Below are 26,934 nucleotides of genomic sequence, written 5' to 3'. Positions count from 1 at the left end.
CACGCATAAACGAAAAACCAGATTGAAAAATCCCCTGCACCTCCGGGACCGCAGGGATAAACCATATTAAAACCATATCGATATGAAGTTAACCATCATCGCGGGTGCGCGCCCTAATTTTATGAAAATAGCTCCTATCATCGCTGCCGTTCAGGAAAAGCGGAAGGAGGGTTATAACATCAGTTACCGCCTGGTGCATACCGGGCAGCATTACGACAAAAACATGAGCCAGTCGTTTTTTGAGCAGCTGGGTATTCCTGAACCGGATGCAAACCTGGAATCAGGTGGCGGTACCCAGGCGGAACAAACGGCGAATATCATGATCCGCTTTGAAAAAGAACTGACGGCGCACCCCTGCGATCTGTTGCTGGTGGTAGGCGACGTTACTTCCACCCTTGCCTGCGCCATTGTAGCCAAGAAAATGAAAATAAAAGTAGCGCATGTGGAAGCAGGCATCCGCTCCGGTGATATCACTATGCCGGAAGAAATTAACCGCCTGGTAACAGACTCTATCACCGATTACTTCTTTACCACCTCGGTAATTGCAAATACAAATCTTCAGAAAGAAGGTAAGTCACCGGAACAGATCCTCTTTGTAGGAAATACCATGATTGATACCCTGCTGAAACAGCGGAGCCGCTTTACACCGCCCGCGATCTGGCAACAGGCAGGATTGCAGCCGCAGCAGTACCTGGTAATGACCCTGCACCGCCCGGCGAATGTAGATGAAGAAGAAAACCTCGCTTTACTGATCAATGAAATTATGATTCATAGCCAGCAATTGCCGGTCATCTTCCCGGTACACCCACGTACCGCTAAGAACCTGGAAAAAATTGCAGTGGAACATCCGCGTTTGCACCTGGTAGAACCACTGGGATACCTGGAGTTTAATTACCTCGTGGAAAATGCAAAAGCCGTTATCACCGACTCCGGCGGCATTACAGAGGAAACCACTGTAATGGGCGTTCCCTGCATGACATTAAGGGATTCTACAGAAAGACCGGAAACATGTCTCACCGGTACCAACGAATTACTGGGCACTGATCCCAAGGCATTGGCGCCGGCTATGCAGAAATTATTTGCCGGCCAGTGGAAGAAAGGCTCCATCCCTGCTTTATGGGACGGCAAAACATCAGAAAGGATTACCGAACATTTAACACAAATATTTGCTGTAAAACAGCAACAGACAGAAGTGGTATGAGTAGTTTGAATACAGTAATAAATGGATTGAAGGTAGTGAGGAATATGGGTTGGCGCTATGTGGCATTCCGTTCTGTTCACGAGTTGAACCGCAGAACCGGGCGCCTCAAAAAGCGCTTTCCCCAGGCGCCTGCATTTCAGCGTTATCTGTCATTGGAAGAGTGGAAAAAACAACCAGTGGTGTTCTTTTTCCAGAGCAGGGAAGAAGTGACTGCGGTACGGAAGCCGGAACCGGTGCTGGCAGAGCGCTTTAAACAGATCAAAGGAGGAAAGCTCACTTTTTTCAACGGCGCTACTTTATCGCTCGGCAAAGATTTCCCCTGGATGAAAAACCCGGATTCGGGATTCATGTATAATGGAGAACAGCACTGGACGGAAGTAAACGATTATTCAGCAGAAGCCGGCGATATCAAGTATGTATGGGAGAAAGCCCGTTTTGCTTACCTGTACGATATTATCCGGTATGATCATCACTTCGGAAAAGACAATGCCGCGCTGGTGTTTGGCGATATCCTGTCGTGGATCAGCGCCAATAAAGTAAACAGTGGTCCGCATTACAAATGCAGCCAGGAAATAAGTTTGCGGGTGCTGAACTGGACCTTTGCCTTATATTACTACCGGCACTCGCCAGCACTCACCGAAGAAGTTTTTGACCAGATCCAGTACGCTATTTACTGGCAACTGCATCATGTATTTCATAACATCAATTTTTCGCGGATCGCTGTACGTAACAATCACGCGATCACGGAAACGCTGGCATTATACCTCGGCGGATTGTTGTATCCAACATTGCCCGGCGCCGCTACCTGGAAAGAGCAGGGGCGGAAGTGGTTTGAAGAAGAAATTGCTTACCAGGTATATGACGATGGCACCTTCCTGCAGTTTTCCATGAACTACCACCGGGTAGTGATCCAGCTGTTTACCTGGGCATTGCGGTTGTCGGCGCTCAACGGGGAATCCTTTGCGCCGCATGTGAAAGAAAAAGCGGCTAAGTCGCTGCGCTTTCTGCGTGTATGCATGAACGATGGCAACGGCTGGTTGCCGAACTATGGGGCCAACGACGGCGCGCTGTTCTTCCGTCTTAATAATGAGCATTACCGCGACTACCGTCCGCAGCTGCAGGCGCTTGCCACGCTGCTGCAAATGGATGCAGAGTTCCCGGAAATCAGTGAAGACCTTTACTGGTACGGATTGCAGCCGGCAGCATATGAAACCACGGTGCTGGAAAAAGATCAGATGCTGTATTCGTTTCCCGAAGGTGGATATTTTATCTGCCGGGAGAAGGAAACGCTCACCTTCCTGCGTTGCGGAAATCACCGGGACAGGCCCTCGCAGGCGGATAACCTGCACCTGGATATCTGGTATAAAAACGAAAACCTGCTGATGGATGCAGGCAGCTATAAATATAATACCGATGAAGAAACCCTGCGTTACTTCATGGGCACCGCTTCGCATAACACCGTTATGCTGGATAACTACGACCAGATGTTGAAAGGTCCGCGATTTATCTGGTATAACTGGTCGCAGTGCTCACGCGCAAGACTATACGAAACTACGGATGAATATATCTGGGAAGGCGCCATAAGCGGATTTCAGCATGTGGGGCCAGATATTGTCCACATCCGCCAGGTACGGAAGAAAAAGAACGCGCCGGTATGGATTGTAAAAGATCATATCCAGCACAAACCTCCTTACCTGGTGATGCGGCAGTTGTGGCATACCAGCACACCGGAGAAATTAATTACCAAAGCGGAAGACAGCAGTGGCGCCATTTTGCAGCCGCTGTGTAAACCGGGCATGTATTCATCTCTCTATGGCGTGAAGGAAGAAAACAGCAGCATCATATTTACTTCGGATGCTGATACCATTATTACTGAGATCATAATTTAATATCCATGAAAATTTTATTAGTACACCAATATTTTTTAGAAGAAGATGATCCGGGTGGCTCGCGGTGGAATGAAATCACGAAGTCCTGGACAGATCAGGGCGCAGAAGTGACGGTGCTGGGTGGCATGATGCATTACAACGGTTCCGCAAAAAGAGAGGAGTACAAAGGGAAATACTTTGTAAAGAAACAACAGGGCGCCGTTACCGTATGGCGTTGCCATGTGTCGGAGTCTTATAACACTAACTTTCTCGGCAGGCTGTGGGGATATTTCTCTTTTATGTTTTCCTCCCTCTGGGCCGGCCTCTTCAAGGTGAAAGGTAAGTTCGACGTAGTAGTGGTTACCTCTCCGCCTTTATTTGTGGGCTTCTCCGGCTACCTGTTGTCCAGGTTGAAACGGATGCCGCTGATATTTGAGGTGCGGGATCTCTGGCCGGAATCAGCCATTGATACCGGTGTTCTGAAAAATAAGTTTGTTATTAAACTGGCCTATTGGGTAGAAGATTTTATTTACCGGAAAGCAGACCTGATCAATGTATTAACGCCTGCGTTTTATAATACACTCCGGGATAAGAAAAAAGTGCCGGAACAGAAACTGATCTTCATTCCCAATGCAGCGGATTTTTCCTTGTCGGATCACCTGCTGCAATCCTTTGACAGCGGGGCTTTCCGCCGGGAACATCAGCTGGATGGAAAATTTGTGATCACTTATGTGGGAGCACACGGAGTAGCAAATCACCTGGAACAGATCCTGGATGCGGGCAAAGCGCTGGAAGATACGCCGGTGTTATTCCTGCTGATAGGACAGGGAATGGAGAAGCCCAGGCTGCAGCAACTGGCCGCCGAAAGAGGAGTCACAAACGTGCGTTTCCTGGATGCAGTACCAAAGGCTGAAGTATTCAAATATATCCTCGCGTCTGAAATGGGCGCTTCGGTATTAAAAAGAGTAGACACGTTTAAAACGGTTTACTCCAATAAAACCTTTGACTACATGGCCTGCAAAAAGCCGATCCTGATGGCCATCGACGGCGTATCAAGAGAGCTGGTGGAAACAGCCGGAGCGGGTTGTTATGTGGAGCCGGAAAACACCGCGGCCTATAACACTACGATCCGCAGCTACCTGCAGGACCCGCAGCGCCTGCAACGTGAAGGTGAGAGCGGCTTTCAGTACGCCAAACAAAATTTCGACCGGCAGGTACTGGCCCTCCGCTATCTGAATTATATCAGGCAAAAAGTAACAAAAGAAATAAAAGCAACCGATGCATTGGTACAGGAATCTATTTAAACCACTCGTGGACATTTCCGCGGCACTGCTGGCACTGGTATTACTATCACCGGTGATGGCAGTGCTGATCGTATTACTGACCATCGCCAATAACGGTAAGCCTTTCTTTTTACAGCCCAGGCCGGGAAAGAATGGCCGCGTATTCCGTGTCATCAAGTTTAAAACCATGAACGACCGGAAAGGTGCGGATGGCCGGCTCCTGCCGGATGAAATCCGGCTCACACCCGTGGGGAAATTTGTCAGGAAAACATCGCTCGATGAAATTCCCCAGCTGATCAATGTACTGAAAGGAGATATGAGCCTGATAGGCCCGCGGCCTTTGCTGGTAGATTATCTCCCGTTATACAACGCCACGCAGCACCGCCGTCATGAAGTACGGCCCGGTATCACAGGCTGGGCGCAGGTAAATGGCCGGAATGCCATCAGCTGGGAGCAAAAATTTGAATACGATGTGTGGTATGTAGATAATATCAGTTTGGCCCTTGATATAAAAATAGCCTGGATGACCGTACAGAAAGTAATTAAGTCAGAAGGGATTAACGCGGCCGGTGCAGCTACTATGGAGCGTTTCATGGGCAATGGATGAAATAATTAAAATAAGCAGATATGTATTTATTCGGCGCAGGCGGACACGCTAAAGTGATTATCGAAATATTACAATCCCGGGGAATCCCTGTGGACGGTTTGTTTGATAACAACCCGGATATAAAGCAGATCTGGCAGTACCCGGTAACGGCGTATTCACCCGCATTATCATCTCCGGAAATTATTATCTCCATAGGTAAAAATTCAACCCGGAAAACCATTTCAGAACAACTGCCGGGCCGCTTCGGAATGGCCCTGCACCCGCGGGCCAATATCTCCGTTACTGCCATGATCGCGGAAGGAACAGTGGTGATGGCCGGTGCTACCATTAATGCCGACGTGCTGATTGGCAGGCATTGCATCATCAACACCAATGCTTCGGTAGATCATGATTGTGTACTTGAAGATTTCGTTCACATTTCCCCTAACGTAGCCTTATGTGGAAATGTAAGGGTGGGGGAAGGCGCACATGTTGGCGCCGGCGCTGTAGTTATTCCTGGTATTACTATTGGCAAATGGGCCGTGATCGGCGCCGGCGCTGTAGTTACCAAAGATATTCCTGATCATAGTGTAGCGGTGGGAAACCCCGCACGTAAAAGATAAACGCAAAAAAATTATCGTCATGAACAAAAAAATATGGTTATCGTCGCCTCATATGGGAGCAAATGAACAGGTGTATGTGAAAGACGTATTTGATTCCAACTGGATCGCCCCTTTAGGCGCCTATGTGGATGGATTTGAAAAAGATCTTGCGGACTATACGCATACTGCATATGCCGCGGCTTTGTCGTCCGGAACAGGCGCGCTGCACCTTGCCCTGATATTGGCAGGTGTGGGTGCAGGCGATGAAGTGATTTGCCAGAGCATGACCTTCTCTGCGTCAGCCAACCCAATTGCTTACCTGGGCGCAACGCCTGTTTTTGTTGACAGTGAAACCAGTACCTGGAATATGGACCCGGTGCTGCTGGAGCAAGCCGTGAAAGACAGGATTGCAAAAGGTAAGAAGCCTAAAGCCATTATCCCTGTTCATTTGTACGGCATGCCGGCACAAATGAATGAAATCATGGAAGTAGCCAATCGTTATGAAATTCCGGTAATTGAAGATGCGGCGGAAGCATTGGGTTCGTTATATCACGGACAGCCATGCGGCAGCATCGGCAAGCTGGGGATTCTTAGTTTTAACGGCAATAAGATCATCACTACCAGCGGTGGCGGCGCCCTGATAGGCAATGACGAAGCGGCCATCAGCAAAGCGCGCTTCCTGGCTACACAGGCCCGTGATCCTGCTCCGCATTATGAACATACGCACATCGGTTACAACTACCGGATGAGCAATGTTTGCGCTGCTATCGGCCGCGGACAAATGGAAGTGCTGGACGTGAGAGTGTCCCAGAGAAGAGCCAACTACCAGCATTATGTGGAGCAGTTGTCAGATCTGCCAGGTGTTACGCTGGTAGCGGAACCAACCGGTTTTTTCAGTAACCGCTGGCTTTCCACTATCCTGATTGACCCGGTGCTGAGCAATGGCATTACCCGTGAAACGGTGCGCCTTGCACTCGAGAAAGAAAATATTGAGTCCAGGCCCTTATGGAAACCCATGCACATGCAGCCGGTTTTTGAACACGCTCCTGCATATGTAAACGGTGTTTCAGAAAACCTGTTTAATAATGGACTGTGCCTGCCGAGTGGGTCTAATCTCACCACAACAGATCTTTCAAACGTTACAAATCGTATAAAGGAATTATTTGCGGGGAATACAGCAGAAGTGAACGTTTCCCCCGCTTGTCTTTCCCAGGATTAGACTGATTATATTGATTACGCTGATTTTATCTTTTTGAAAGCGTAGTAGAAAAAATAAAATTCCCACAAAAAAATTAAAATCAGCGTAATCAATATAATCAGTCTAATCCTGAGAAAGACATCCTCAAAAACATACTAACTATGAAACCACTGCTGTTAAAATATTCCGATATTATGTACGGTGTATGTAAACACCTTGCAGCAGTATTGTTCTGTACTATGAGCGCCTTGCATCCCCTTACCGCGCAGAATATTCTACTGAAAAATCCTTCCCTGGAAGGAACCCCGGGGCAGGGTAAAGTGCCCCCTTCCTGGAGAGGAAGAAATACGCCTGATATACAACCGGGCACTCTCAATATCACACAACCCGCTTCGGATGGAGCAACTTATATAGGACTGCACAGCGGTCCCGCATGGCTGGAATCCATTAGCCAGGAGGTGCCGCTTATTGGCGGTAAAAGTTATACGGTATCAATGGATCTCGCCTATGCTCCTGAATACGCATTCCTGGCCTGTTACGCAAACCTTACGGTGTATGGTGGCAATGCCCCCAGCGATACGGCGGAAAGACTGGCAAGTACCGGCGCTTTCTTTCATACCAACTGGAAGCGCTATACTTTTGTTTTTCATCCCACCCGCAACTATAAGTTTATCACTTTCATGGCCGATCCGGCCATTCCCTGCGATAAAAGTATTTATGGTTCTGCACTGTTGATAGATAATATTTCTGCTGCACTGCTGGAAACGCCGCAGCTTTCCCTCACGCTGAAACATACGTGTAAAGGGGAACGCACCGGTGAGGCAAGCGTGAGCATTACTGGTGTTACCAGCAATTGTACAATCCGCTGGAGCCCGGGCGGAGAAACCACTTCACGCATCACCGGACTGGCGCCCGGCGATTACGAGGTAACGGTAACACATCCCAATGGCGTGAGCGTAACAAAACGCGCCACGATTATTGGAAAGGAAGTGAAAAGTAAAGTGACCGTAACGCCTTCGCCGTGTTATGGCGATAACGATAATACCATCGCACTGGAAACTGATGGCGGTACGCCGCCCTATCGTTATTATTTCAACGGCAGTACCAGCGGTACCTATACGTCTTCTTTCCCAAAACTGTCGCCGGGCAATTATAGTGTGCTGGTGAAGGATGAAGAAAATTGCGCTGAGCAACTCGATAGAATCGAAGTGGTGGAGCCTTCGCCGGTGAGCATTGCAGGAGTGCGTAAAAAAGATGTGAGCTGCACTACCACGATGGATGGAAAGATCATGCTGGATATCACAGGAGGTACGCCTCCTTATGCATATAGCCTGGATAATGGCCACTGGCAGGGGGATAGCAGCTGGTCGGGGTTAGACGCGGGCACGTTTCATTTCAAAGTGAAGGATGCACACAGTTGTGAAGTTGAGGGCAGCGCGGATATAATCCGCAACGTCCGTGAATGCGCCGTTTTCGTACCCACTGCATTCTCTCCCAACGGCGACGGGCAAAATGACCTGTTCCGGGCAAAAGTACATGACGATGTGCATGATTACAAGCTGGAAGTGTATACCCGCTGGGGACAAACGGTATTCAGTACCAACAGTCCGGATGGCGCGTGGGACGGCCTCTTCAAAGGAAAGATGTTACCAACTGCCGCTTATGTATGGGTACTTTTGTATACTGATAGCAAGCAGCAGGCGAGAAAGCAAACCGGTTCGGTGATGCTGATCCGCTGATTATAGTGCGGCGTTGCCGAATGGATAGGCTTCCAGTGTTTTGCGGAGCTTCGTGTTTTTGGCAATGCCGGCAATGGCGCGCAGGTGCTTCTCGTGATGAAGGTCGGTGCCGATCAGGTCCGGTAAGCCGGCCGCCATGAGTTTTTCAGCCGCCTGTTGTACATGTTTTCCATAGTAGCCGGTGAGTGACAACAGGTTAAGCTGCAACAGGCAGCCCTGTTGTTTCAATTGTTCGTACTGCGGTATGTTAGCGTGGTAATAGCCATATCTCTCGGGGTGGGCCAGTACCGGCTGATAGCCGGCCGCCTGTATATCAAACAGCCATTGCGCCAGTTGTGGCGGGGCCGACATAAACGAAATTTCCACCAGTACCATATTCCCGGAGATGGTAAGCAGCGGTTGCTGCATCAATGGCACAAACTGTTCATCAAGATAGTATTCTGCAGCAAAGTGAAAAGGAAGCGGACTGTTTTTCCGGAGCAGTTCCTGTTGTACCTGCTGATATGGATCGGTTAAGGTGCCGGCGGAATTGGGGTACCGGTCCATCATGATGTGTGGGGTGGTAATAATTTTCCGGATCCCCATTGCCTGCAATTGTTCAATAAAATGTAAAGACGTAGCCACGTCGGGTACGCCATCATCCACACCCGGTACAAGATGCGAGTGGATATCTGTCGTCATAAATGCCAGCAGATCTGCAGGTGGTACTGTTTCGGTATTTTTTTTTCTGAAAAAAAGCATAATAATGGTTCCTCAATAAAGCGATGATACAAAAATCCGCTTTGTTATCACACAATCAGTGCCACAATTTCTTCCAGGTATTGCTGATCAGTAACATCAAAATGAGCAAGATGTTCACTATCCACATCCAGTATGGCCGTTACTTCGCCGTTGCGGATTACCGGTACCACTATCTCAGATTTTGATAAGCTGCTGCAGGCGATGTGTCCGGGGAAGGCTTCCACGTCCGGCACAATAAGTGTACGGGCCTGTGCCCAGCTGCTGCCGCAAACACCCCTGTTCTTACGGATACGGGTACACGCTACCGGACCCTGAAACGGACCAAGCACCAGTTCATCTTCTTTCACCAGGTAAAATCCTACCCAGAGCCATCCAAACTGCTCTTTCAGCGCAGCGGCCACATTGGCCATATTGGCCACCAGGTCGGTTTCCCCTTCCAGTAATCCTTTGATCTGGGGAAGAAGGGAAGTGTACTGCTCTGCTTTATTTCCTTTGATGATTTGTAAGTCTTCTGCCATTTTTGTGGTTGTTAATATTGCAAAAGTCCGGAAAATTTATATTATATTTATCTAAGTAACCGTTAAAGTATTGCTGTTAACCATTCAACCAATTATTATTTGTTTAAGCATAGTTTTTTGATTCTTTGTCCTATTTTCATCTGCCGGAAGCGTAATTAAAATATCTTTGACAGTCTATGAAATCACCGGATGTAATATTAGTGAACGAACAGGATGAGGCTATTGGAACGATGGAGAAGATGGAAGCCCACGAGAAAGGATTGCTTCATCGCGCTTTTTCTGTATTTATCATCAATGATGCAGGCGAGATTTTATTGCAGCGCAGGGCGCTGGAGAAATATCATTCTGCCGGGCTATGGACCAACGCCTGTTGCAGCCACCCGTATCCCGGTGAAGATACTGCGTCAGCAGCGCACCGGCGTTTAAAAGAAGAAATGGGATTCGATTGTGACCTGCAGGAAATTTTTTCTTTTACTTACAGAACCGGTTTTGATAACGGGTTAACCGAACATGAATTTGATCATGTATTGCTGGGTACCTATAATGGCAGCATATTTCCCGAAGCATCCGAGGTGTGTGATTACCGCTATCTGTCACCCGGCGAAATACTTGAATTAATGGAAAAAGAACCGGCTGCGTTTACCATCTGGTTCCATCGCGCACTACCATTGGTACTGCAATATCTCGGTACGCCGGTCAGCGCCGTTTAATTAAACTTTTATTTTACTATGCCAGTTTTTTCGCTGTTAACCGGGTTGTTTTAATTTAAGAGATTATAACACACCTACCTGCCTTGTTTTCTGCTTTTAAGTAGCGGTTGTTTACCTGTGCCCCGCTCCTTTGCACCCTTCCGGGATTCCCTCCCGGTAATGCCAACGTCATTTTTATTACCCACCATAGTTAACTATTAAACCAAAAGACACATGACAACCATCCAAATGCCAACTATCAGTTATCCATTCCCTTCCGGCGTTAACCAACACGCAGATGAAGCCCAGCAACACATTGCTTCCTGGGTACAAACTTATGGTCTGATCACCTCCGAGCTTGCCTGGCGGCGTTTTGAGAAAGCCCGTTTCGCCTGGCTGGCTGCCAGGGCCTTTCCTGATGCGGCTTTGCACGAGCTTTGCATCATCGCGGATTTTAACACCTGGCTGTTTATCCTTGATGATCAGTGCGATGAAGCTGCTATGGGGCGCAAAGCGGATTACCTCAAAAGCATGATGGCCGGGTTAATGGACATCCTGTATCATAACCGCCAGGTAACCCTGGAAAGCGGCGGCCCGCTGCCGGCAGCCCTGAGCAGCATATGGGAACGTATGCGTGCCATCAGCAGCCCGGCCTGGCGCCTGCGCTTTATCCGTAGCATGGACGATTATTTCACATCCTGTATCTGGGAAGCCGAAAACCGCGAGGCCGGTATTGTTCCCTCCGTGGCCGATTATGTACATATGCGGCCCTTTACCGGCGCCCTCCTGGCGGATATTGAAGCCATAGAGATTATTGAGAAAGTGTATCTCAGCCGGGAAATAATAGAACAGCCCCTGATACAGCGCATGATCCAGGCCTGCAACAATATTGTTTGCTGGGCTAACGACCTGTTTTCCTGCACGAAAGAAGCCAGGCAGGGCGATGTGCATAACCTGGTGCTGGTGCTGCAACATGCGCGGCAATGCAGTCTCCAGGAGGCTATTAATGAAGCCACCCGGATGCACAACGAAGAAGTAGCCATTTTCGTTACGCTGGAAAAACTGCTTCCCCTGAAAGGCGTTGAAACCGATTATGAATTGTTAAGGTACGTGTCTGTGCTCCGGTCCTGGATTACAGGCAATTACGACTGGAGTGTGAAAGATACCGGCCGCTATGGTATGGCCGTAGGAGATGTGGTAGCAGCGTAGAAGAGCGCCTGCGGCGCTTGTTTTTTCAGCAGGAAGCATACCGCCGCAGGCCTTTCTATTTCCGTTCATTTCCCTGTTTCATCCGCTTTTCAATGAGCCGTCCTACCCACCAGAACGACAGCGCCAGGATGGCAAAGAAGAGTCCCTTATTGGTGAAATCCCAGAGATATTCAAAATAGCGGGTGTACAGGTCCAGCAACAGGAAGGCAACACCCAGGTCGCGCAGCAGGTCGTCTTTTAACCGCAGCCCCAGCAGGAATACGCCGGCACACAGCACCGTGTAAATGATCACCCATTGCAATAAGTGAACCTGCCGTAATTGCTGCCATTCGTCCCAGGTACCACAGTTACCAAAAATAGAGATCAGCCAGCCGGAAATCAGCAACAGCAGCCAGCCCCCGCTCCAGGTAATATCCTTGATGGGCGCATATACTTTGAACTGACGCAGGAGCCAGGCCACACCGGTGAGCAGCACTCCCAGCAGGGCCATGCGGCAGGGGAGATTCATGCCCAGGAAATAAGCCGCGTCTCCGGTAAGGAAATAGGTGAGCTTTACATAAGCCGGGATCAGGCAAAGCAGGGTGGCAACCCATAGCAGCCGGGAGTGAAGCGTAATGCCCAGCACGCCGTAGCAGGCGGTAGCCAGCAACCAGAAAGCGCCATAATTACCTTCCAGGTAGTTCAGGCTTTTACCCAGGTAAACCACGCTTACGCCTATACTAAGAACAGGCAGCAGCCAGAAAAGTTCCCGGTTAAACGAAAACAGCGGTTGATGTTTATTACGGCGCCATCCTTCGTAACAAAGAAAAACAGTGAGCGCACCAAATACCAGGGCAATTACACTGTCGGTCAGCGAAAACTTCTTCCTGATAATCTCTATCCACTTTTCATCCAGCACCAGCGACCCGAAAGCCATCAGCGCGCAGGATATGGCCGCAATAAAAATATAAAGCGTAAGGGTTTGCCAGTCGGTGTTCACCACTTTATAGCTTTTCTGCAGCTCGCCGGCCTGCTCATCGTTGATGAGGCGGTCGCGCTGCCACGACTGAATAGCCCGTTGTACTATCTGCGCTTCCTTTTTGTCCAGTTCTAACATAGGCTGCTTTTTCAGTTGTTTGCCCCCATTTTGTGTACCAGGCGGAGCGTATTGCGTTTCTTTATCTTTAAACGGAAATAATTAAACAAAGCCAGCGCAGGGATCAGCATATAACTGATACGCTGGTACGCTGTATTCTCCGGGTACAGGAAATAGGTCATGGCTATGCAGGTGAAACCCGTTGCCATAGTGAGAAAGCCGTATTTAAACCGCTGGTATAATAGTTCTTTTTCGGTATGATGACCGGCAATGGCCAGGTCCGGATTTTTCTGGAATACATAATAGCTGATCCAGAACAAGGCTGCCAGGCAACCCGCCAGGTTGCAGAGGTAGATAAAGAAAGGCAGCATAAAATGCGAACTGGTATGCAGCAACGCAGAAGTAGAAAAAGGAAACGTCACAATAAAAAATAAAAAGAAAAGATGCCGGTGAATCAATCCTTCATTGTAATTTTGGAGAAACCGGCATAATTGAAGATGCCGTACCCAGAAGTTCCCGATAAAGACAAAACTTACCACGAATGTTAAAAATTCAATAGCGGTAGGTTCAAAAAAATCCCAATAGCCGTTGGCAGGCATTTTCCCCGGAAGGGCAGGCAGTTTTATTCCGATGATCAGTAATGTAATAGCAATGGCAAACACCGCATCACTGAAAAACATCAATCGCTCCAGCTCAAACTCACGATGAAACGGTTTGGGTTCTTTTATGACAGACATAGACATAGTTAACAATAACTTTTCCGAAAGATACGAAAATAGCTTTTAGCTGGCAGTTATTAGGCATTCTGCCCATTTTCCGGAGCCCGTGCAATAGCCGGCTCCCCAACAGAACCTTTTTACCTGTTTGTTGTTAAGTATTTATCAATCATCATATACTTTCAAAGTAATACGTATGCATTGTCGTCTTTTTCTATTCACCTTTGTTTTACTTTCAGGGATAACAAGAGCTTACGGGCAAACAGATACGGCGCAACAGGGACCCTTTGCTTTTAATCTGGCGAATTGCATACAGTATGGCCTGGCCCATCAGAATGATGTCGTAAATGCCCGGCTGGATATCAATTTCTCCCGGGAACAGATCAAGGAAGCTACCGGAAAACTGCTTCCCCACGCAGATGTCAACGCCAGCTTTACCGATAACCTGAAACTGGCCACGTCTTTAATACCCGATCTTACTGATCCGACTTCCGGCGTAAGAATCCCCGTACAATTCGGAACCCGCTACGCCTCCTCCGTAACCGGGCAGGTAAACCAGACCATCTTCAACAGCGACTACTTCCTCGGACTGAAAGCCGCAAAAGTATATGGCGGCCTGGCAGAAAGAACCTATAAAAGAACAGAAATTGACACCCGCGTGGCCATTACCAAAGCCTATTACGCCGTGTTGGCCAACGAAGAAAATATCCGTCTCTCCAAAGCCAATATGGAACAGCTGGAGAAAACCCTGAAAGATACCAAAGCCCGCTACGATGTAGGAGTGGCGGAAAGAGTGGATGTGGACAGGATCCAGGTGTCCTATAATAATGTGGTAACCGATATCGAAACCCAGATCCGTTTACTCGTATATACGACCCAGTTATTAAAATTCCAGATGGGCATGCCCCAGGAAGCAAAACTGGACCTCACAGAATCCGTACAGGACCTCAACGTGGAATCATTTATTTCAGATACTATTGATTACCAGGTGCAGGACCGGGTAGAATACGGGATACAAACTACCCAGATTGCCCTGAATCAACTGAACCTGAAAAGTAAGAAGATGGCCTACCTGCCATCTTTAAATGGTTTTGTGAATTACGGCTGGAACTATTTCTCCGCAAATTTCGGGGATCTGTATAAAACCGGCTTCGGCGCCTCCGCACTGGGACTAACCCTGGCATGGCCCATTTTTACCGGTACCGAAAGATTACACCAGATCAGGCAGAATAAAATTACGCTGGAGAAATCAGAGAACGACCTCAGTTACCTGTCGCAGCAGATCAAACTGGAAGTGACCAACGCCAATACACAATATCTTAATAACAAGTCACGGTTCGTGACCCAGAAAACAAACATGGGATTGACCCAGGGCATTTATGACCGTATTGTGCTCAAATTTGAACAGGGAGTGGCGAGCAGTCTTGATGTGATTTCAGCGGAAAGTGAACTGAAACAGGCGCAGGTGGATTATGTGCAGGCCCTGTTAAACACCCTGATCAGCAAAACAGACCTGGATAAAGCTATGGGCAAAATTAAATAAGTATCAGCATTCGTAATTCGCAATTAATTTCTCATATGTATCTAATAAATTACAAGCGGACCTTTTATGTGGCAGGAATGATACTCTGTGTAGCCTGTGGCAACAGCAAAAAGCAACAGCAACAGGCCGCTATGATGGGGAAGATGAAGCCAACCGTAGTAGCCGCAGAAGTAGTACCGGCCGTATATACCGTGTCGGAGAAATTCCCTGCTACCCTGATGGCCCACGATATTGTGCAGCTAAAGCCGGATGTTTCCGGTTACCTGGAAGCCATCCGGGTGGCCGACGGCAGCAACGTAACGAAGGGCCAACCCCTGTATGATATTGACAGAAGCCGCTATGCCGCCGCCTACGGGCAGGTAGCCGCCACCCAGCAACAGGCGGAAGCCGAACTGGCGCAACGGCAACGCGACTACGAAAGATATAAATCCCTCCTGGACCACGATGCCATTTCCAAACAAACGGTAGATCAGGCTTACACCGCCATGCTAACCGCCCAGGCCAATGTGGCGGCTGCAAAAGCTTCCGTGACAAGGGCCGGCACCGATGTAAGCCATGCCGTGGTGCGGGCGCCTGTAACCGGTAAAATTGGTATCGCCCAGATAAAAGTAGGAGACGTGATCAATGCCGGGCAAACCCTCATCAACACCATCGTAAATGAACACCCCATGTTTGCAGATATGGATATTCCACAGGCCCGCCTGCCGGAATTCCTGCGCATCCAGAAAGGCCAGGGCGGTGATGAAAAATTCTATATCCAGTTTGGCGATGGTACCCGCTACGGCGAAACTGGTAAAGTGTTAACCATCAATAATATTGTAGATCCGCAAACCGGTACCGTAAGGGTACGACTCGTTTTTGAAAACAAGGATAATATGCTGAAGTCAGGTATGAGTATCGTGATTGTGATGCAATACGGCACTCCCGCCACACAGCTGGCTATTCCGGCGAAAGCCATTATCCAGAATTTATCGGAAACAAGCGTATATACAATTTCAAAAGACAATGTAGTTGGCGCCCAGGACATTGTTCCCGGCCCGGTTACAGATACCATGCAGCTGGTTACCAGCGGACTGAAAGCCGGCGACAGGATCGTGGTGGAAGGCATCCAGCGGGTGAAACCCGGAGATACCGTAAATATCGCCGGAGCAGGAGCAGGGGCAAAACAATAAATCCTAAATCACCATCACAGTATGATCTCAAAAACATTTATAGAGCGCAAGAATACTACGATCGTAATTGCTATCATTATTGTGATTGTAGGGCTCATCTGTATGTTTAACCTCCCTATTGCACAGCTGCCGGATATTGCACCGCCGGTAACGGATGTAAGGGCCAACTACGTGGGAGCCAACTCCACAACGGTAGAGGAAACAGTGACCACCCCCATAGAAAACCAGGTGAATGGTACGCCCGGCGCCATGTACATACAATCAGTAAGTGCAAACGATGGCTCCATGAGTATTACCGTGAGCTTTAAACTGGGTACCAACCCGGATATCGCTACCCTGGATGTACAAAACCGTGTGAGCCTGGCGCTGCCAAGTACGCCGGATGAAGTACGTCGTGTAGGGGTAACCGTTAAGAAACGTTCCAATGATATGTTGATGGTAATCGCGCTGAACTCTCCCAAAGGAAAACACTCGCGCGAATTCCTCGATAACTACATGAACATTTACCTGAAACCGGAGCTGGCCCGTGTGTCCGGCGTGGGCGACGTAAATGCGTTTTCACAGGATTATAGTATGCGTATCTGGCTGAACCCGGATAAAATGGCCGCCCTCGGATTAACCGCCGGCGACATTGCCCGGGCCATCACGGAACAGAACCAGCAGGTACCTGCCGGTAGTGTGGGCGCGGCGCCTATGCGCAGTACACAGGCTTTTGAATATACCGTAAGCGTAAAAGGCCGTTTGGCCACCACCGAAGAATTCGGCAACGTAGTAGTGGCCACCAGCCAGAATGGAAGCCTCGTTCGCCTCCGCGATGTGGCCCGGATAGACCTCGGCTCCTTTACCTACGCCATCGAAGCAAAAGCAGATGGTAAAACCGGTAGCGGTATGGCCATTTACCTGGCGCCCGGCGCCAACGCACTGGATGTAAACGACCTGGTAATAGCCAAACTGGAGGAGATGTCGAAACGCTTCCCGGAAGATGTGAAATGGCTGGTGCCGTTTGAATCTACCTCTTTCGTAAAAATCTCTATCGAAGAAGTAATAGAAACCTTTGTGGAAGCCCTGATACTGGTGGTGATCGTGGTATTTGTATTCCTGCAGAACTGGCGGGCAACCATTATTCCTATCCTGGTAATCCCGATTTCACTGATAGGAACCTTTATATTTTTCCAGCTGCTGGGATTTTCCATCAATACCCTCACCCTGTTTGGTTTCGTACTGGCCATCGGTATTGTGGTGGATGATGCCATTGTGGTGGTGGAAGCCGTGCAGCATCATATTGATGCTAACCTGATGACGCCGCGGGAAGCCACTTTCAAAGCCATGTCGGAAGTACAGGGGCCGGTAATTGCCATCGCCCTCATCCTGGCAGCGGTGTTTGTACCAGTAGCCTTTATTCCCGGTGTAAGCGGACGGTTGTACCAGCAGTTTGCCTTAACCATTGCCTTTTCAGTATTGTTGTCGGCGTTCCTGGCACTAACGTTAACGCCTGCACTCACTGCGATCCTTTTAAGGCCCGCGCACCTTACCCAGAAATCAACAGGACTGAATAAGATCTTCTTCAAATTCAATGAATGGTTTGCAAGAGTTACCAACCGATATGGTAAAGGCGTGATGTTCAGTATCCGTAAAACGCCGGCAGTACTGGTGATTATGGCGGTACTGTTTGTGGCCGCATTCTATCTCTTTAAGAAAACACCCACCACCTTTGTGCCCCAGGAAGATATGGGCGCCATGTTCATAGCACTGGAACTGCCGGAAGCATCTTCTTCCCAGCGAACAAAGGAAGTAGTGGCGCAGATCAGTGATATTCTGCTGAAAGACAGCGCAGTACTGCACTTCTTTGGTATAACGGGGATCAACTTCGTGGCAAATGCCACCAAGCCCAACTCAGGCACCTTTTTCGTGAGCCTCCGGCCCTGGGATGAACGGTATAAACACGGAGATAATATGGGGACGGTTTTAGGAAGAATTCAAATGGCGACCAGTCGTATCGTTGGCGCCAATATCATCTGTATTCCTTCACCCACGCTCCGTGGATTAGGTAATACCGGTGGGTTCTCCTTTATGCTGGAGCAACGGAGTAATCCTGATATCAACCAGTTCCTCCAGGTAATGGGTCAGTTCCTGATGGCCGCCAATCAGCGGCCGGAAATAGCGCGGGCATACGCTTTCTTCAGCGCCAATACCCCGCAATTCAACGTGGAGGTGGACCGCGATAAATGTAAGCAACTCGGTGTAGCCGTCAGCGATGTATTCAATGCATTGCAAACTTTCCTCGGAGGGTTGTATGTAAACGACTTCACCAAATTCAGCCGGAGCTTCCGCGTGGTACTGCAGGCAGATTCTACTTACCGTACCAGCATCAATAACCTGAACACGTATTATGTCCGCAATGCTACGGGGCAGATGGTGCCGCTCAGCGCACTGATCACCACCAAAAAAGCCTCCGGCGCCCCGGTAATCAACCATTTTAACCTGTACCGCTCTGTTGAAATCAACGGCGACAGTAAACCCGGCTACAGTAGTGGTGACGCCATCAATGCACTGAAAGAAGTGGCCGCACAGGTGCTGCCGGAAAACTTCTCCTTCGAATGGGCCAACGTATCCCTGCAGGAAATTGAAGCCGGTAACAGTAGTACACTCATCTTTGGATTATCTATCCTGTTTGTATTCCTGCTGCTCACAGCCCTGTATGAGAGCTGGTCTGTTCCGTTCTCTGTATTGCTGGCCGTACCCATCGCATTGTTCGGGTCTATCCTGGCGCTGTCGTTAACGAAACAATCCAATAGCGTTTATTCCCAGATTGGTTTGATCACCCTGATCGGTTTGGCGGCGAAAAATGCCATCCTGATCGTGGAGTTCTGTAAAGAGCGCGTGGACAGGGGGATGCCGCTGCTGGATGCCACACTGGAGGCCGTAAAACTACGTTTGCGTCCTATCCTCATGACTTCCTTCGCCTTCATATTAGGGGTGATGCCATTGTGCCTGGCAAAGGGCGCCGGCGCCGCTTCCCGCGTTAATATAGGCTTTACCGTAGTGGGAGGGATGCTTGCCGCTACTTTATTGGGAATCTTTACCGTACCGGTTTTGTATGTACTCATCACTAAACTGTCTTACGGTAAAAAGAAACTGGCCGACCTCGAAGCACACGGTAATGAAGAGAAAAAGCCAAAAGGATTAGGAGAATAACCCTAACTTCATTACGATGAAAAATACAGAACGCTTCAGCACCCGCGTAGATAACTATATCAAATACCGGCCACATTATCCTGTGGCCGTTATTCCTTATCTCGAAGCCGAAACCGGCCTGACACGCCACACCATTGTGGCAGATATAGGAGCAGGTACCGGTATTTCCGCCCAGCCATTCCTCGACAACGGCAACAAAGTATATGCAGTGGAACCCAATAAGGATATGAGAGAGGCCGCCGAAAAGCTGCTGAACCGGTATCCGAACTTCATTGCCGTTAACGGCAGCGCTGAACATACCACCCTCCCGGATGCTTCTGTGGACCTGATAGTGGCCGGCACCGCCTTTCACTGGTTCGATCAGCAGGCTACTGCCGCAGAGTTCCGCCGCATAGGCCGCGAAAACGCAAAGGTAGTGCTGATGTGGAATGTACGCCAATCGGAACTGCCATTTGAGAAAGGCTACGAAAAACTTCTGCACCAATACGGCACGGATTATAAAGATATGCAGCACAGAAACGTTGGGGCGTCACAGTTAGCCGGCTTTTTCCAGCCCGGTACTATGCAGGAAAAAGTATTTCAGAATGCGCAGCTATTCGATTTTGCTGCGCTTAAAGGAAGATTGCTCTCCTCTTCCTATGTCCCCGAACAGGGCCACCCGTCGTATACGCCCATGATGCGCGCGCTGGAAGACCTGTTCGGGAAATACAAGGAGCAGGGCATGGTGAAGTTTCACTATGAAACAAAGCTCTACGTGGGAATGGTATAGATCCCTATGCTAAACTGTTATACAATATCTCCACCGGGTGCAACGCTTTCACGCCGGTACCATCCTTCACCTGGTGACGGCAACTGGTGCCTGGCGCGGCTATAATCGTTCCCTGCGCCGCATTGCGTACTGCCGGGAATAACACCATTTCACCAATTTGCATACTCAGGTCGTAGTGTTCTTTTTCGTAACCAAAAGAACCGGCCATACCGCAGCAACCGGAAGGAATTACTTCTACGGAATAATTCTGTGGCAGGGAAAGCATTTTTTTGCTGTGCAGGGCAGATGATAATGCCTTCTGCTGGCAATGTCCATGGAGTTTGATATGTTGTTTGTCGGCGGTAAACTGTTGAGCGGTGATATGTCCTTTGTCTGCTTCCGCGGCAATAAATTCATCTATCAGGAATACATTTTTTGCCAGCGCTTTTGCCTGTGCGCGGAGCCCTTCACTCACAAGGTCGGGGTATTCATCGCGGAAACTCAATATGGCAGAAGGTTCTACGCCGAGTAAAGGCACATTGTCGTTAATAACGTTGCTGAATATACGAACATTGCGGTCGGCATATTCGCGTGCTTTGCGCAATAATCCTTTCGACATATAAGCGCGGGCACTTTCCGGGTGTTCAATCATTTGTACATCGTAACCCAGGCGGTGCAGGAGTTGTACCGCTTTGATACCGATAGTGGTATCGTTATAGTTGGTGAACTCGTCACAGAAAAGATATACTTTTTTATTACCGGCAGCGCCCTGTTTTTCCTTCGGCCATTTTTCGTAGAACCATTTCCGTAAGGTAATGTTATGCAGGCCAGGTAGGGAGCGTTTGGCGGCAAAGCCGGCGAACTTGCGGATGATCCCACCGGTGAAGGAGTTATTGATCATCGCATTATAAACGCCGGGCGCAATAGCTGCCAGTCCGGATAGTTTGGAGAAGTTGCCGATCATATTGGCACGCAGCGGAACGCCGTTGGCATCATGGTAATGCTGCAGGAACTCCATTTTCAGCTTGGCCATATCCACGTTGGAAGGGCATTCGGATTTGCAGCCTTTACAGGCCAGGCAAAGATCCAGCACGTCATAAATTTCTTTATGGTCGAAACGGTTTTCTTTGGTGCTGTTGGTGAGGAACTCGCGGAGGATGTTGGCCCTGGCGCGGGTGGTATCCTTTTCATTGCGGGTAGCCATGTAGCTGGGGCACATGGTGCCGCCGCTGAGTTGCGTTTTGCGGCAGTCGCCGGAGCCATTGCACTGCTCTGCGTGTTGCAGCATGGTTTGATCCGGGAAATGAAAAATGGTTTTCAGTTCCGGTGCTTTTTGTCCGGGTTCGTAGCGCAGCATCGTGTTCATGGATGGTGTGTCTACGATCTTGTTGGGGTTGAAAATATTTTCAGGGTCCCAGGTATACTTGATCTGGCGGAGCAGTTCATAGTTTTTGTCGCCCACCATCTGTTTAATAAACTCGCCTCTGAGCCTGCCGTCGCCATGTTCCCCACTGAGGGAGCCGTGGTATTTTTTTACGAGGGTGGCAATTTCTTCTGCGATTTTACGGAACAGTAAATTTCCTTCTTCCGTTTTCAGGTTGATGATAGGACGGAGGTGGATTTCACCGCTGCCAGCATGTGCATAGTGCACGGCGTATAATTTGTATTTCGCCAGTATATCGTTGAAGTCCCGGATAAAGTCGGGGAGGTCTTCCACGGCAACAGCGGTATCTTCAATCACAGGTACAGCCTTTTCATCGCCGGGGAGGTTGCTGAGCAAACCCAGACCTGCTTTACGCAGCGCCCAGATCTTTTTACTGTCGTCGCCGAATAACAAGGGGAAATGGTATCCCAGTCCAGCCGCCCGCAGCGTGGCTTCCAGCCGGCCGGTAATTTCAATGATCTCTTCCCGTGTATTGCGGCAAAACTCCACCACCAGGATAGCGCCGGGATCGCCCTGTACAAAGAAGCGATTCTTGCTTTGTTCGATGTTATCCTTTGTACATTCCAGGATGTAATGGTCGATGAGTTCACTGGCGCTGGGTTTGTATTCCATCACGAGGATGTTGGCCCGCAGGGATTCATCTATATTATTAAAATGTATGCAGAGCAAACCTGTTTCCTTTGGAGGAAGCGGGTCTACATGCAGTTTTATTTCTGTGAGAAAAGCCAGGGTACCTTCAGAACCGGCAATGAGTTTACAGAAGTTAAAGTCCTCCGTACCGGCCGTGAAGGGATTTGTTTCCAGCAGCATATCTACCGCGTAGCCGGTATTGCGGCGGGGAATGCTTTTTTTCGGGAACTCCTTCCGGATTTCTTCCTGGTAGCTGTAGTTACTAAGACTGGTACGGATTTGTTTATAGATCCTGGTTTCCAGTGTATCGGGGCCTTCGCATTTCTGGTGGAAGCTTTCTGCGTCCATGCTGCCAAAGGTTACTTCTTCTCCGTTGCTCAGGAGGGCTTTTACTTCCAGCAGGTGTTCGCGGGTGCTGCCGTATACTACGGAATTGGAGCCGCAGGAGTTATTGCCCACCATACCGCCTATCATGGCGCGGTTGGCGGTGGAGGTTTCCGGGCCAAAATAAAACCCGTGCGGTTTGAGGAACATGTTCAGCTCATCGCGGATAACGCCCGGCTGTACGCGTACCCATCCTTCTTCTTTATTAAATTCCAGTATGTTGGTGAAAGTGCGGGAAACATCGGTAATGATCCCATTGCCCACAACCTGGCCGGCCAGCGAAGTACCGGCTGTACGTGGTATGAGGGATGTTTTATTTTCACGCGCAAAACTGATCAGTGTCTTAAGATCGTCGATATGCTGCGGAATAGCTACTGCCAGCGGCATTTCACGGTATGCCGACGCATCGGTGGCATAAAGTGTCCGCATGGTATCATCTGTATAAAGCGTGCCTTCCAGTTTCCCGGCTAATTGCTCTAGCTTGTCGCGCATCATGGTAAAAACCTGTTTTGAGAGGGCGAAATTAATATTTCAGTCCGTCTTTTTCATCCCTTGTAATGTATTCGTAAAAAAAACCGCTATTCTTTTACAAATTGGGGCTTTTTTACGTCTATCCCGCAAACGGCTTCCAGCTTGTCTACCAGGTATACGGCCAGCTCCGGCGAGGTGGCTTCATCGTGCATATGCATAAAAAAATAAACCTCTTTCAAACCGTTGTCCAGCCAGTATTTGATGCGGTTGGCCCAGTCGTCGATCCGGGTATAATCCGTTGGATGCAGGCTGTTGCCTACAAACCGGATAAATACTTTTGGGATGGTGAGGTGCATATGCGCTACATCCCTTCTGCCGGCGGTGTCGGTAATAATGAGGCCCACATTGAGTTTGTTGAGCTTTTCGTACAATTCCAGCCGCACGGCTTCATCTTCAAACCATTCTTTATGACGTAATTCCACAAAAAACTGCAGGTCGGTGGGCAGGGAGGCGAGGTATTCGTATAGGTATTCCCGTTTGGCGGGACCATATTTATCACTCAATTGTAAAAAGATGGGACCCAGGTGTTTGCCAAAGGCCAGCACTCCTTCCAGGAAGGCGGTGGTTTTAGGCCCGGAGCTTACCAGGTTGCTGAAATGACTGATCGCCTGTGGTACTTTGGGGCAGAATTTAAAGTCCATTCCCTGTGCGTTGGCGTCCCATTTGGAAATGGTTTCGGGGCCATAGATCTGGTAGTGGGTGGCATTCAGCTCAATGCTGTTGAAGTGTTTTACATATTCGCCGAGGAAATTGGCCTCTTTCGTGCCTTTGGGGTATATTTTCCCGATCCATTCCTTTCGTCCCCATTTGGCGCATCCCAGCCAGGCCTGCGGCTTTTTCACGGGTTTGCCTTTCAATACCTTCTTATTAAAAACAGGTTCTGCGGGCAACTTAAAATCAATGTCCATCAGCATATCAGTAGGAACGCGACCAAAATCCATGAGCATTCAGCATTTAGAGGTGAGACACATAACAATTTGCTGTTACAAATATAAACTATCGTAACGGCTCCTATCCCCGCCGGCGGGGATATTCATAATAATCATAAAAAATCGTGGGGAAGTCTTTGTTTTCTTATTTTTCCAGTTTAACTTAATAAGGATTATCAACTAACCAGCATGGAGATTTTACACATCAGCGCGGAATGTTACCCGGTAGCCAAAGTAGGTGGACTTGGTGATGTGGTGGGGGCATTGCCCAAATACCAGCACCAGCTTGGCAACTTTGCCAAAGTAGTGATACCGGCCTACAGGAATAAATATTACCACACCCACGAATTCGACGTGGTACACCAGGCCGGCATGTGGCTGGGACACAACTGGTATCACTTTAACGTTATAAAGGAACGCAGCAATGAGCTGGGTTTCGACCTGTACCTGGTAGATATCCCCGGTTTGCTCGATACCCCCGGCGTTTATGGCTATCCTAACGATACAGAGCGGTTCCTGGCCTTCCAGGTGGCCGTGCTGGACTGGATCAACGAATGGCAGCATCAGCCGGACGTGATTCATTGTCATGATCATCATACCGGGTTAATCCCTTTCCTGCTGAACTACGGGTATAAATATGAGCGGCTGAAAAGTATTCCCACAGCGCTCACTATTCATAATGCACAGTACCAGGGCCAGTTTGGCTGGGACAAACTATACCTCATCCCGTCTTTCGATTTGTGGAAGTCCGGTATGCTGGACTGGGGCGGGGCTATTAACCCACTGGCTTCTGCTATCAAGTGCGCCTGGCGGGTAACTACCGTTTCGCCGGGTTACCTGGAGGAGTTGTATTATAATGCCAATGGCCTGGAAGCGCTCATCAACCAGGAGAGGGCGAAAATGGTGGGTATCCTGAACGGGATCGACAATGTGGTATGGGACCCGGCCACCGACCGGATGTTGCCGCTTAATTATGATGAGGATACTATCACTGCAGGCAAACAAACCAACAAGCAGCACCTGTGCGAACGCTTCGGACTGGATGCCTCCCTGCCGCTGATATCCTTTATTGGCCGCCTGGTGGGCGATAAAGGCGCCGACCTGCTGCCGGAAATAATAGGCAGATCCCTGCATGAATTAACCGGAGAGGTGAATTTCCTCGTACTGGGGAGCGGCGACCCACATATTGAATGGTCACTGCAACAAACCCGCTCAGTAGTGAGTTACGGCTTCAATGTACACATTGGTTACGACGAATCATTATCACATCAGATATATGCCGGCAGCGATTTTCTGCTGATGCCGTCCCGGGTGGAACCCTGCGGCCTCAACCAGATGTACGCATTACGTTATGGAACAGTTCCTGTGGTACGCAGTACCGGCGGACTGAAAGACACGGTCATTGACTTTGGAGACAAGGATGGCGTAGGCATCCGATTTAACCAGGCCAGCGTTTGGGATGTTTGTTACTCCGTAAAACGGGCCATCGAATTGTACCGCGATTCCAAACACCTGGACGAAGTACGATTAAGAGGCATGAACATTGATAATTCCTGGGACAGTTCGGCGCAACGGTACCTGGAAATGTACAAGAGTATGAAATAGTAAAGAATAATTGAGTGATGACCTTCTAAAACCAATTCCCATTATGACTAACGATGTAATATCCATTATTCTCGGAGGAGGGGCCGGCACCCGCCTGTATCCGCTTACCCGTCGCCGCTCAAAACCAGCGGTGCCCCTGGCAGGTAAATACAGACTGGTGGATATTCCTATCTCCAATTGTTTGAATGCAGAACTGAACCGCATCTTTGTATTAACGCAGTTCAATTCCGCCTCCCTGAACAAGCATATTAAAAACACTTATCACTTCAGCAATTTTGATAAGGGTTTTGTAGATATCCTGGCAGCGGAGCAAACCCCCGATAATCCCACCTGGTACCAGGGAACGGCAGATGCCGTGAGGCAATGCCTTCATCACATGGAGAATTTTGAGTTTGAGTATATCCTCATCTTATCCGGTGACCAGTTGTACCAGATGGATTTTAAAAAGATGATCAAACATCATATCGACACGGGTGCGGAAATATCTATTGCAACTATTCCCGTAAGCGCCAGGGATGCTTCTGATTTTGGTATTTTAAAGGAAGATGAAAACGGCGCTATTGTATCTTTTACAGAAAAGCCATCCCAGGCCGTTCTTCCGCCATGGGCGTCGGAAGTAAGCGAGGAAATGCAGCGGGAAGGCCGCATATACCTCGCCAGCATGGGCATTTATATTTTCAGCCGTCAGGTACTGTTCGATATGCTCAATGCACAACCGGAAGCCGCCGATTTTGGTAAGCAGCTCATCCCGCAGGCCATTGAAAACAAACGCAGGATCTTCAGTTATCAGTATGAAGGCTACTGGACTGATATCGGGAACATCCAGTCTTTCTTTGAAGCCAATATCGGTCTCACCGATGAAATCCCCTTATTTAATCTCTTTGATGAATCCCAAACCATCTACTCCCGCGCCCGCATGTTGCCGCCTACAAAAATTTCCGGCCACATGGAGAAAACAATGATAGCCGACGGTTGTATTATTATGGCAGACAAGCTGGAAAGAGTAGTGGTAGGCATCCGTACCCGCATCGGTAAAGGCAGCGAAATCAGCAATGCCTATATCATGGGGAGCGATTACTACCAGACGCTGGATGAAATAGAAAAATCACGCGCAGAAGGACGGCCGTTAATGGGAATCGGGGAGAACTGTGTGATCAGTAATGCTATCATCGATAAGAACTGCCGCATCGGAAACGGCGTACATATAAATGGCGGAAAACACTTAGCTGATGGGGACTTTGAGAAATATACGGTAAAAGACGGCATTGTTGTTGTTAAAAAGGGAGTGGTCCTGGAAGACGGATTCAGTATTTAACAAACAAGATAAC

Annotated in this window: 21 protein-coding genes; 15 read left to right on the top strand and 6 right to left on the bottom strand. The window is 48.9% G+C overall.

Annotation, left to right across the window (positions count from 1 at the left end; translation table 11 throughout):
- Positions 1-82 precede the first annotated feature (82 nt).
- From wecB to PV783_RS21165, 7 genes are all read left to right on the top strand, one after another.
- Complete coding sequence (gene wecB, locus PV783_RS21195; protein ID WP_363439338.1) at positions 83-1,201, top strand: non-hydrolyzing UDP-N-acetylglucosamine 2-epimerase; 1,119 nt, start codon at positions 83-85, stop codon at positions 1,199-1,201.
- Complete coding sequence (locus PV783_RS21190; RefSeq protein ID WP_420989466.1) at positions 1,198-3,090, top strand: heparinase II/III domain-containing protein; 1,893 nt, start codon at positions 1,198-1,200, stop codon at positions 3,088-3,090. Before wecB ends, PV783_RS21190 begins: the two co-directional genes overlap by 4 nt.
- 5 nt (positions 3,091-3,095) lie before the next feature.
- On the top strand, positions 3,096-4,373 hold the full coding sequence (locus PV783_RS21185; protein WP_420989465.1) for a glycosyltransferase family 4 protein: 1,278 nt from the start codon (positions 3,096-3,098) through the stop codon (positions 4,371-4,373).
- The gene (locus PV783_RS21180) at positions 4,348-4,959 is read left to right on the top strand and encodes a sugar transferase (RefSeq protein ID WP_079472811.1); all 612 of its coding nucleotides are present in this window, start codon (positions 4,348-4,350) and stop codon (positions 4,957-4,959) included. The genes PV783_RS21185 and PV783_RS21180 overlap by 26 nt, the downstream gene beginning before the upstream one ends.
- A gap of 20 nt (positions 4,960-4,979) precedes the next feature.
- Positions 4,980-5,561 carry an acetyltransferase gene (locus PV783_RS21175; protein WP_111579661.1) on the top strand — a complete coding sequence of 194 codons (582 nt, stop codon included), beginning with the start codon at positions 4,980-4,982 and terminating at the stop codon, positions 5,559-5,561.
- Positions 5,562-5,580: 19 nt separating this feature from the next.
- Positions 5,581-6,759 (top strand): aminotransferase class I/II-fold pyridoxal phosphate-dependent enzyme, encoded by a 1,179-nt coding sequence (locus PV783_RS21170; RefSeq protein WP_420989464.1) that lies wholly within the window; start codon positions 5,581-5,583, stop codon positions 6,757-6,759.
- 140 nt (positions 6,760-6,899) lie between these two features.
- Positions 6,900-8,477: a gliding motility-associated C-terminal domain-containing protein gene (locus PV783_RS21165; RefSeq protein ID WP_420989463.1), complete on the top strand. Its 1,578-nt coding sequence runs from the start codon at positions 6,900-6,902 to the stop codon at positions 8,475-8,477.
- Here PV783_RS21165 and PV783_RS21160 read toward each other — a convergent pair whose 3' ends face one another.
- Together PV783_RS21160 and PV783_RS21155 are read right to left on the bottom strand one after the other, a co-directional pair.
- On the bottom strand, positions 8,478-9,218 hold the full coding sequence (locus PV783_RS21160; RefSeq protein WP_420989462.1) for a tyrosine-protein phosphatase: 741 nt from the start codon (positions 9,216-9,218) through the stop codon (positions 8,478-8,480).
- 47 nt (positions 9,219-9,265) lie between these two features.
- Positions 9,266-9,736: a GAF domain-containing protein gene (locus tag PV783_RS21155; RefSeq protein WP_420989461.1), complete on the bottom strand. Its 471-nt coding sequence runs from the start codon at positions 9,734-9,736 to the stop codon at positions 9,266-9,268.
- A 176-nt stretch (positions 9,737-9,912) separates the two neighbouring features.
- Here PV783_RS21155 and idi point away from each other — a divergent pair, with 176 nt between their 5' ends.
- Both idi and PV783_RS21145 read left to right on the top strand, forming a co-directional pair.
- On the top strand, positions 9,913-10,446 hold the full coding sequence (gene idi / locus PV783_RS21150) for an isopentenyl-diphosphate Delta-isomerase (RefSeq protein ID WP_079472817.1): 534 nt from the start codon (positions 9,913-9,915) through the stop codon (positions 10,444-10,446).
- Positions 10,447-10,659: 213 nt separating this feature from the next.
- Complete coding sequence (locus PV783_RS21145; protein ID WP_420989460.1) at positions 10,660-11,634, top strand: terpene synthase family protein; 975 nt, start codon at positions 10,660-10,662, stop codon at positions 11,632-11,634.
- 55 nt (positions 11,635-11,689) lie between these two features.
- Here the strand turns inward: PV783_RS21145 and PV783_RS21140 are convergent, their stop codons facing one another.
- Both PV783_RS21140 and PV783_RS21135 read right to left on the bottom strand, forming a co-directional pair.
- Positions 11,690-12,730 carry a hypothetical protein gene (locus PV783_RS21140; RefSeq protein ID WP_420989459.1) on the bottom strand — a complete coding sequence of 347 codons (1,041 nt, stop codon included), beginning with the start codon at positions 12,728-12,730 and terminating at the stop codon, positions 11,690-11,692.
- A gap of 11 nt (positions 12,731-12,741) precedes the next feature.
- Entirely contained in the window at positions 12,742-13,446 is a 705-nt protein-coding gene (locus PV783_RS21135) for a TMEM175 family protein (RefSeq protein ID WP_159454455.1), read from the bottom strand.
- Positions 13,447-13,621: 175 nt separating this feature from the next.
- Here PV783_RS21135 and PV783_RS21130 point away from each other — a divergent pair, with 175 nt between their 5' ends.
- Genes PV783_RS21130 through PV783_RS21115 form a run of 4 tightly spaced genes read left to right on the top strand, consistent with a single transcriptional unit; the run spans position 13,622 to position 20,104 of the window.
- The gene (locus tag PV783_RS21130) at positions 13,622-14,968 is read left to right on the top strand and encodes a TolC family protein (RefSeq protein WP_420989458.1); all 1,347 of its coding nucleotides are present in this window, start codon (positions 13,622-13,624) and stop codon (positions 14,966-14,968) included.
- 35 nt (positions 14,969-15,003) lie between these two features.
- The gene (locus PV783_RS21125) at positions 15,004-16,140 is read left to right on the top strand and encodes an efflux RND transporter periplasmic adaptor subunit (RefSeq protein ID WP_079472822.1); all 1,137 of its coding nucleotides are present in this window, start codon (positions 15,004-15,006) and stop codon (positions 16,138-16,140) included.
- Between the two features lie 21 nt (positions 16,141-16,161).
- Positions 16,162-19,335 carry an efflux RND transporter permease subunit gene (locus PV783_RS21120; protein WP_079472823.1) on the top strand — a complete coding sequence of 1,058 codons (3,174 nt, stop codon included), beginning with the start codon at positions 16,162-16,164 and terminating at the stop codon, positions 19,333-19,335.
- Between the two features lie 16 nt (positions 19,336-19,351).
- Complete coding sequence (locus tag PV783_RS21115) at positions 19,352-20,104, top strand: class I SAM-dependent methyltransferase (RefSeq protein WP_420989457.1); 753 nt, start codon at positions 19,352-19,354, stop codon at positions 20,102-20,104.
- Between the two features lie 4 nt (positions 20,105-20,108).
- On the opposite strand, the gene PV783_RS21110 is transcribed toward PV783_RS21115, so the two are convergent.
- Positions 20,109-23,033, bottom strand: a complete 2,925-nt coding sequence (locus PV783_RS21110; protein WP_420989456.1) for an FAD-binding and (Fe-S)-binding domain-containing protein — start codon at positions 23,031-23,033, stop codon at positions 20,109-20,111.
- An 86-nt stretch (positions 23,034-23,119) separates the two neighbouring features.
- A complete protein-coding gene (locus tag PV783_RS21105; protein ID WP_079472825.1) occupies positions 23,120-24,013 on the bottom strand; it encodes a DUF72 domain-containing protein in 894 nt (297 codons plus the stop codon).
- Positions 24,014-24,190: 177 nt separating this feature from the next.
- Here PV783_RS21105 and PV783_RS21100 point away from each other — a divergent pair, with 177 nt between their 5' ends.
- Complete coding sequence (locus tag PV783_RS21100; RefSeq protein ID WP_420989455.1) at positions 24,191-25,606, top strand: glycogen synthase; 1,416 nt, start codon at positions 24,191-24,193, stop codon at positions 25,604-25,606.
- A 43-nt stretch (positions 25,607-25,649) separates the two neighbouring features.
- Positions 25,650-26,921, top strand: coding sequence for a glucose-1-phosphate adenylyltransferase (locus PV783_RS21095; protein WP_111579668.1), 1,272 nt, complete (start codon positions 25,650-25,652; stop codon positions 26,919-26,921).
- Positions 26,922-26,934: the final 13 nt, after the last annotated feature.

It is taken from the genome of Chitinophaga sp. CC14, assembly GCF_048957795.1.
GTDB lineage: Bacteria > Bacteroidota > Bacteroidia > Chitinophagales > Chitinophagaceae > Chitinophaga > Chitinophaga ginsengisegetis.
This window is presented reverse-complemented; position numbering and strand designations above follow the sequence as displayed.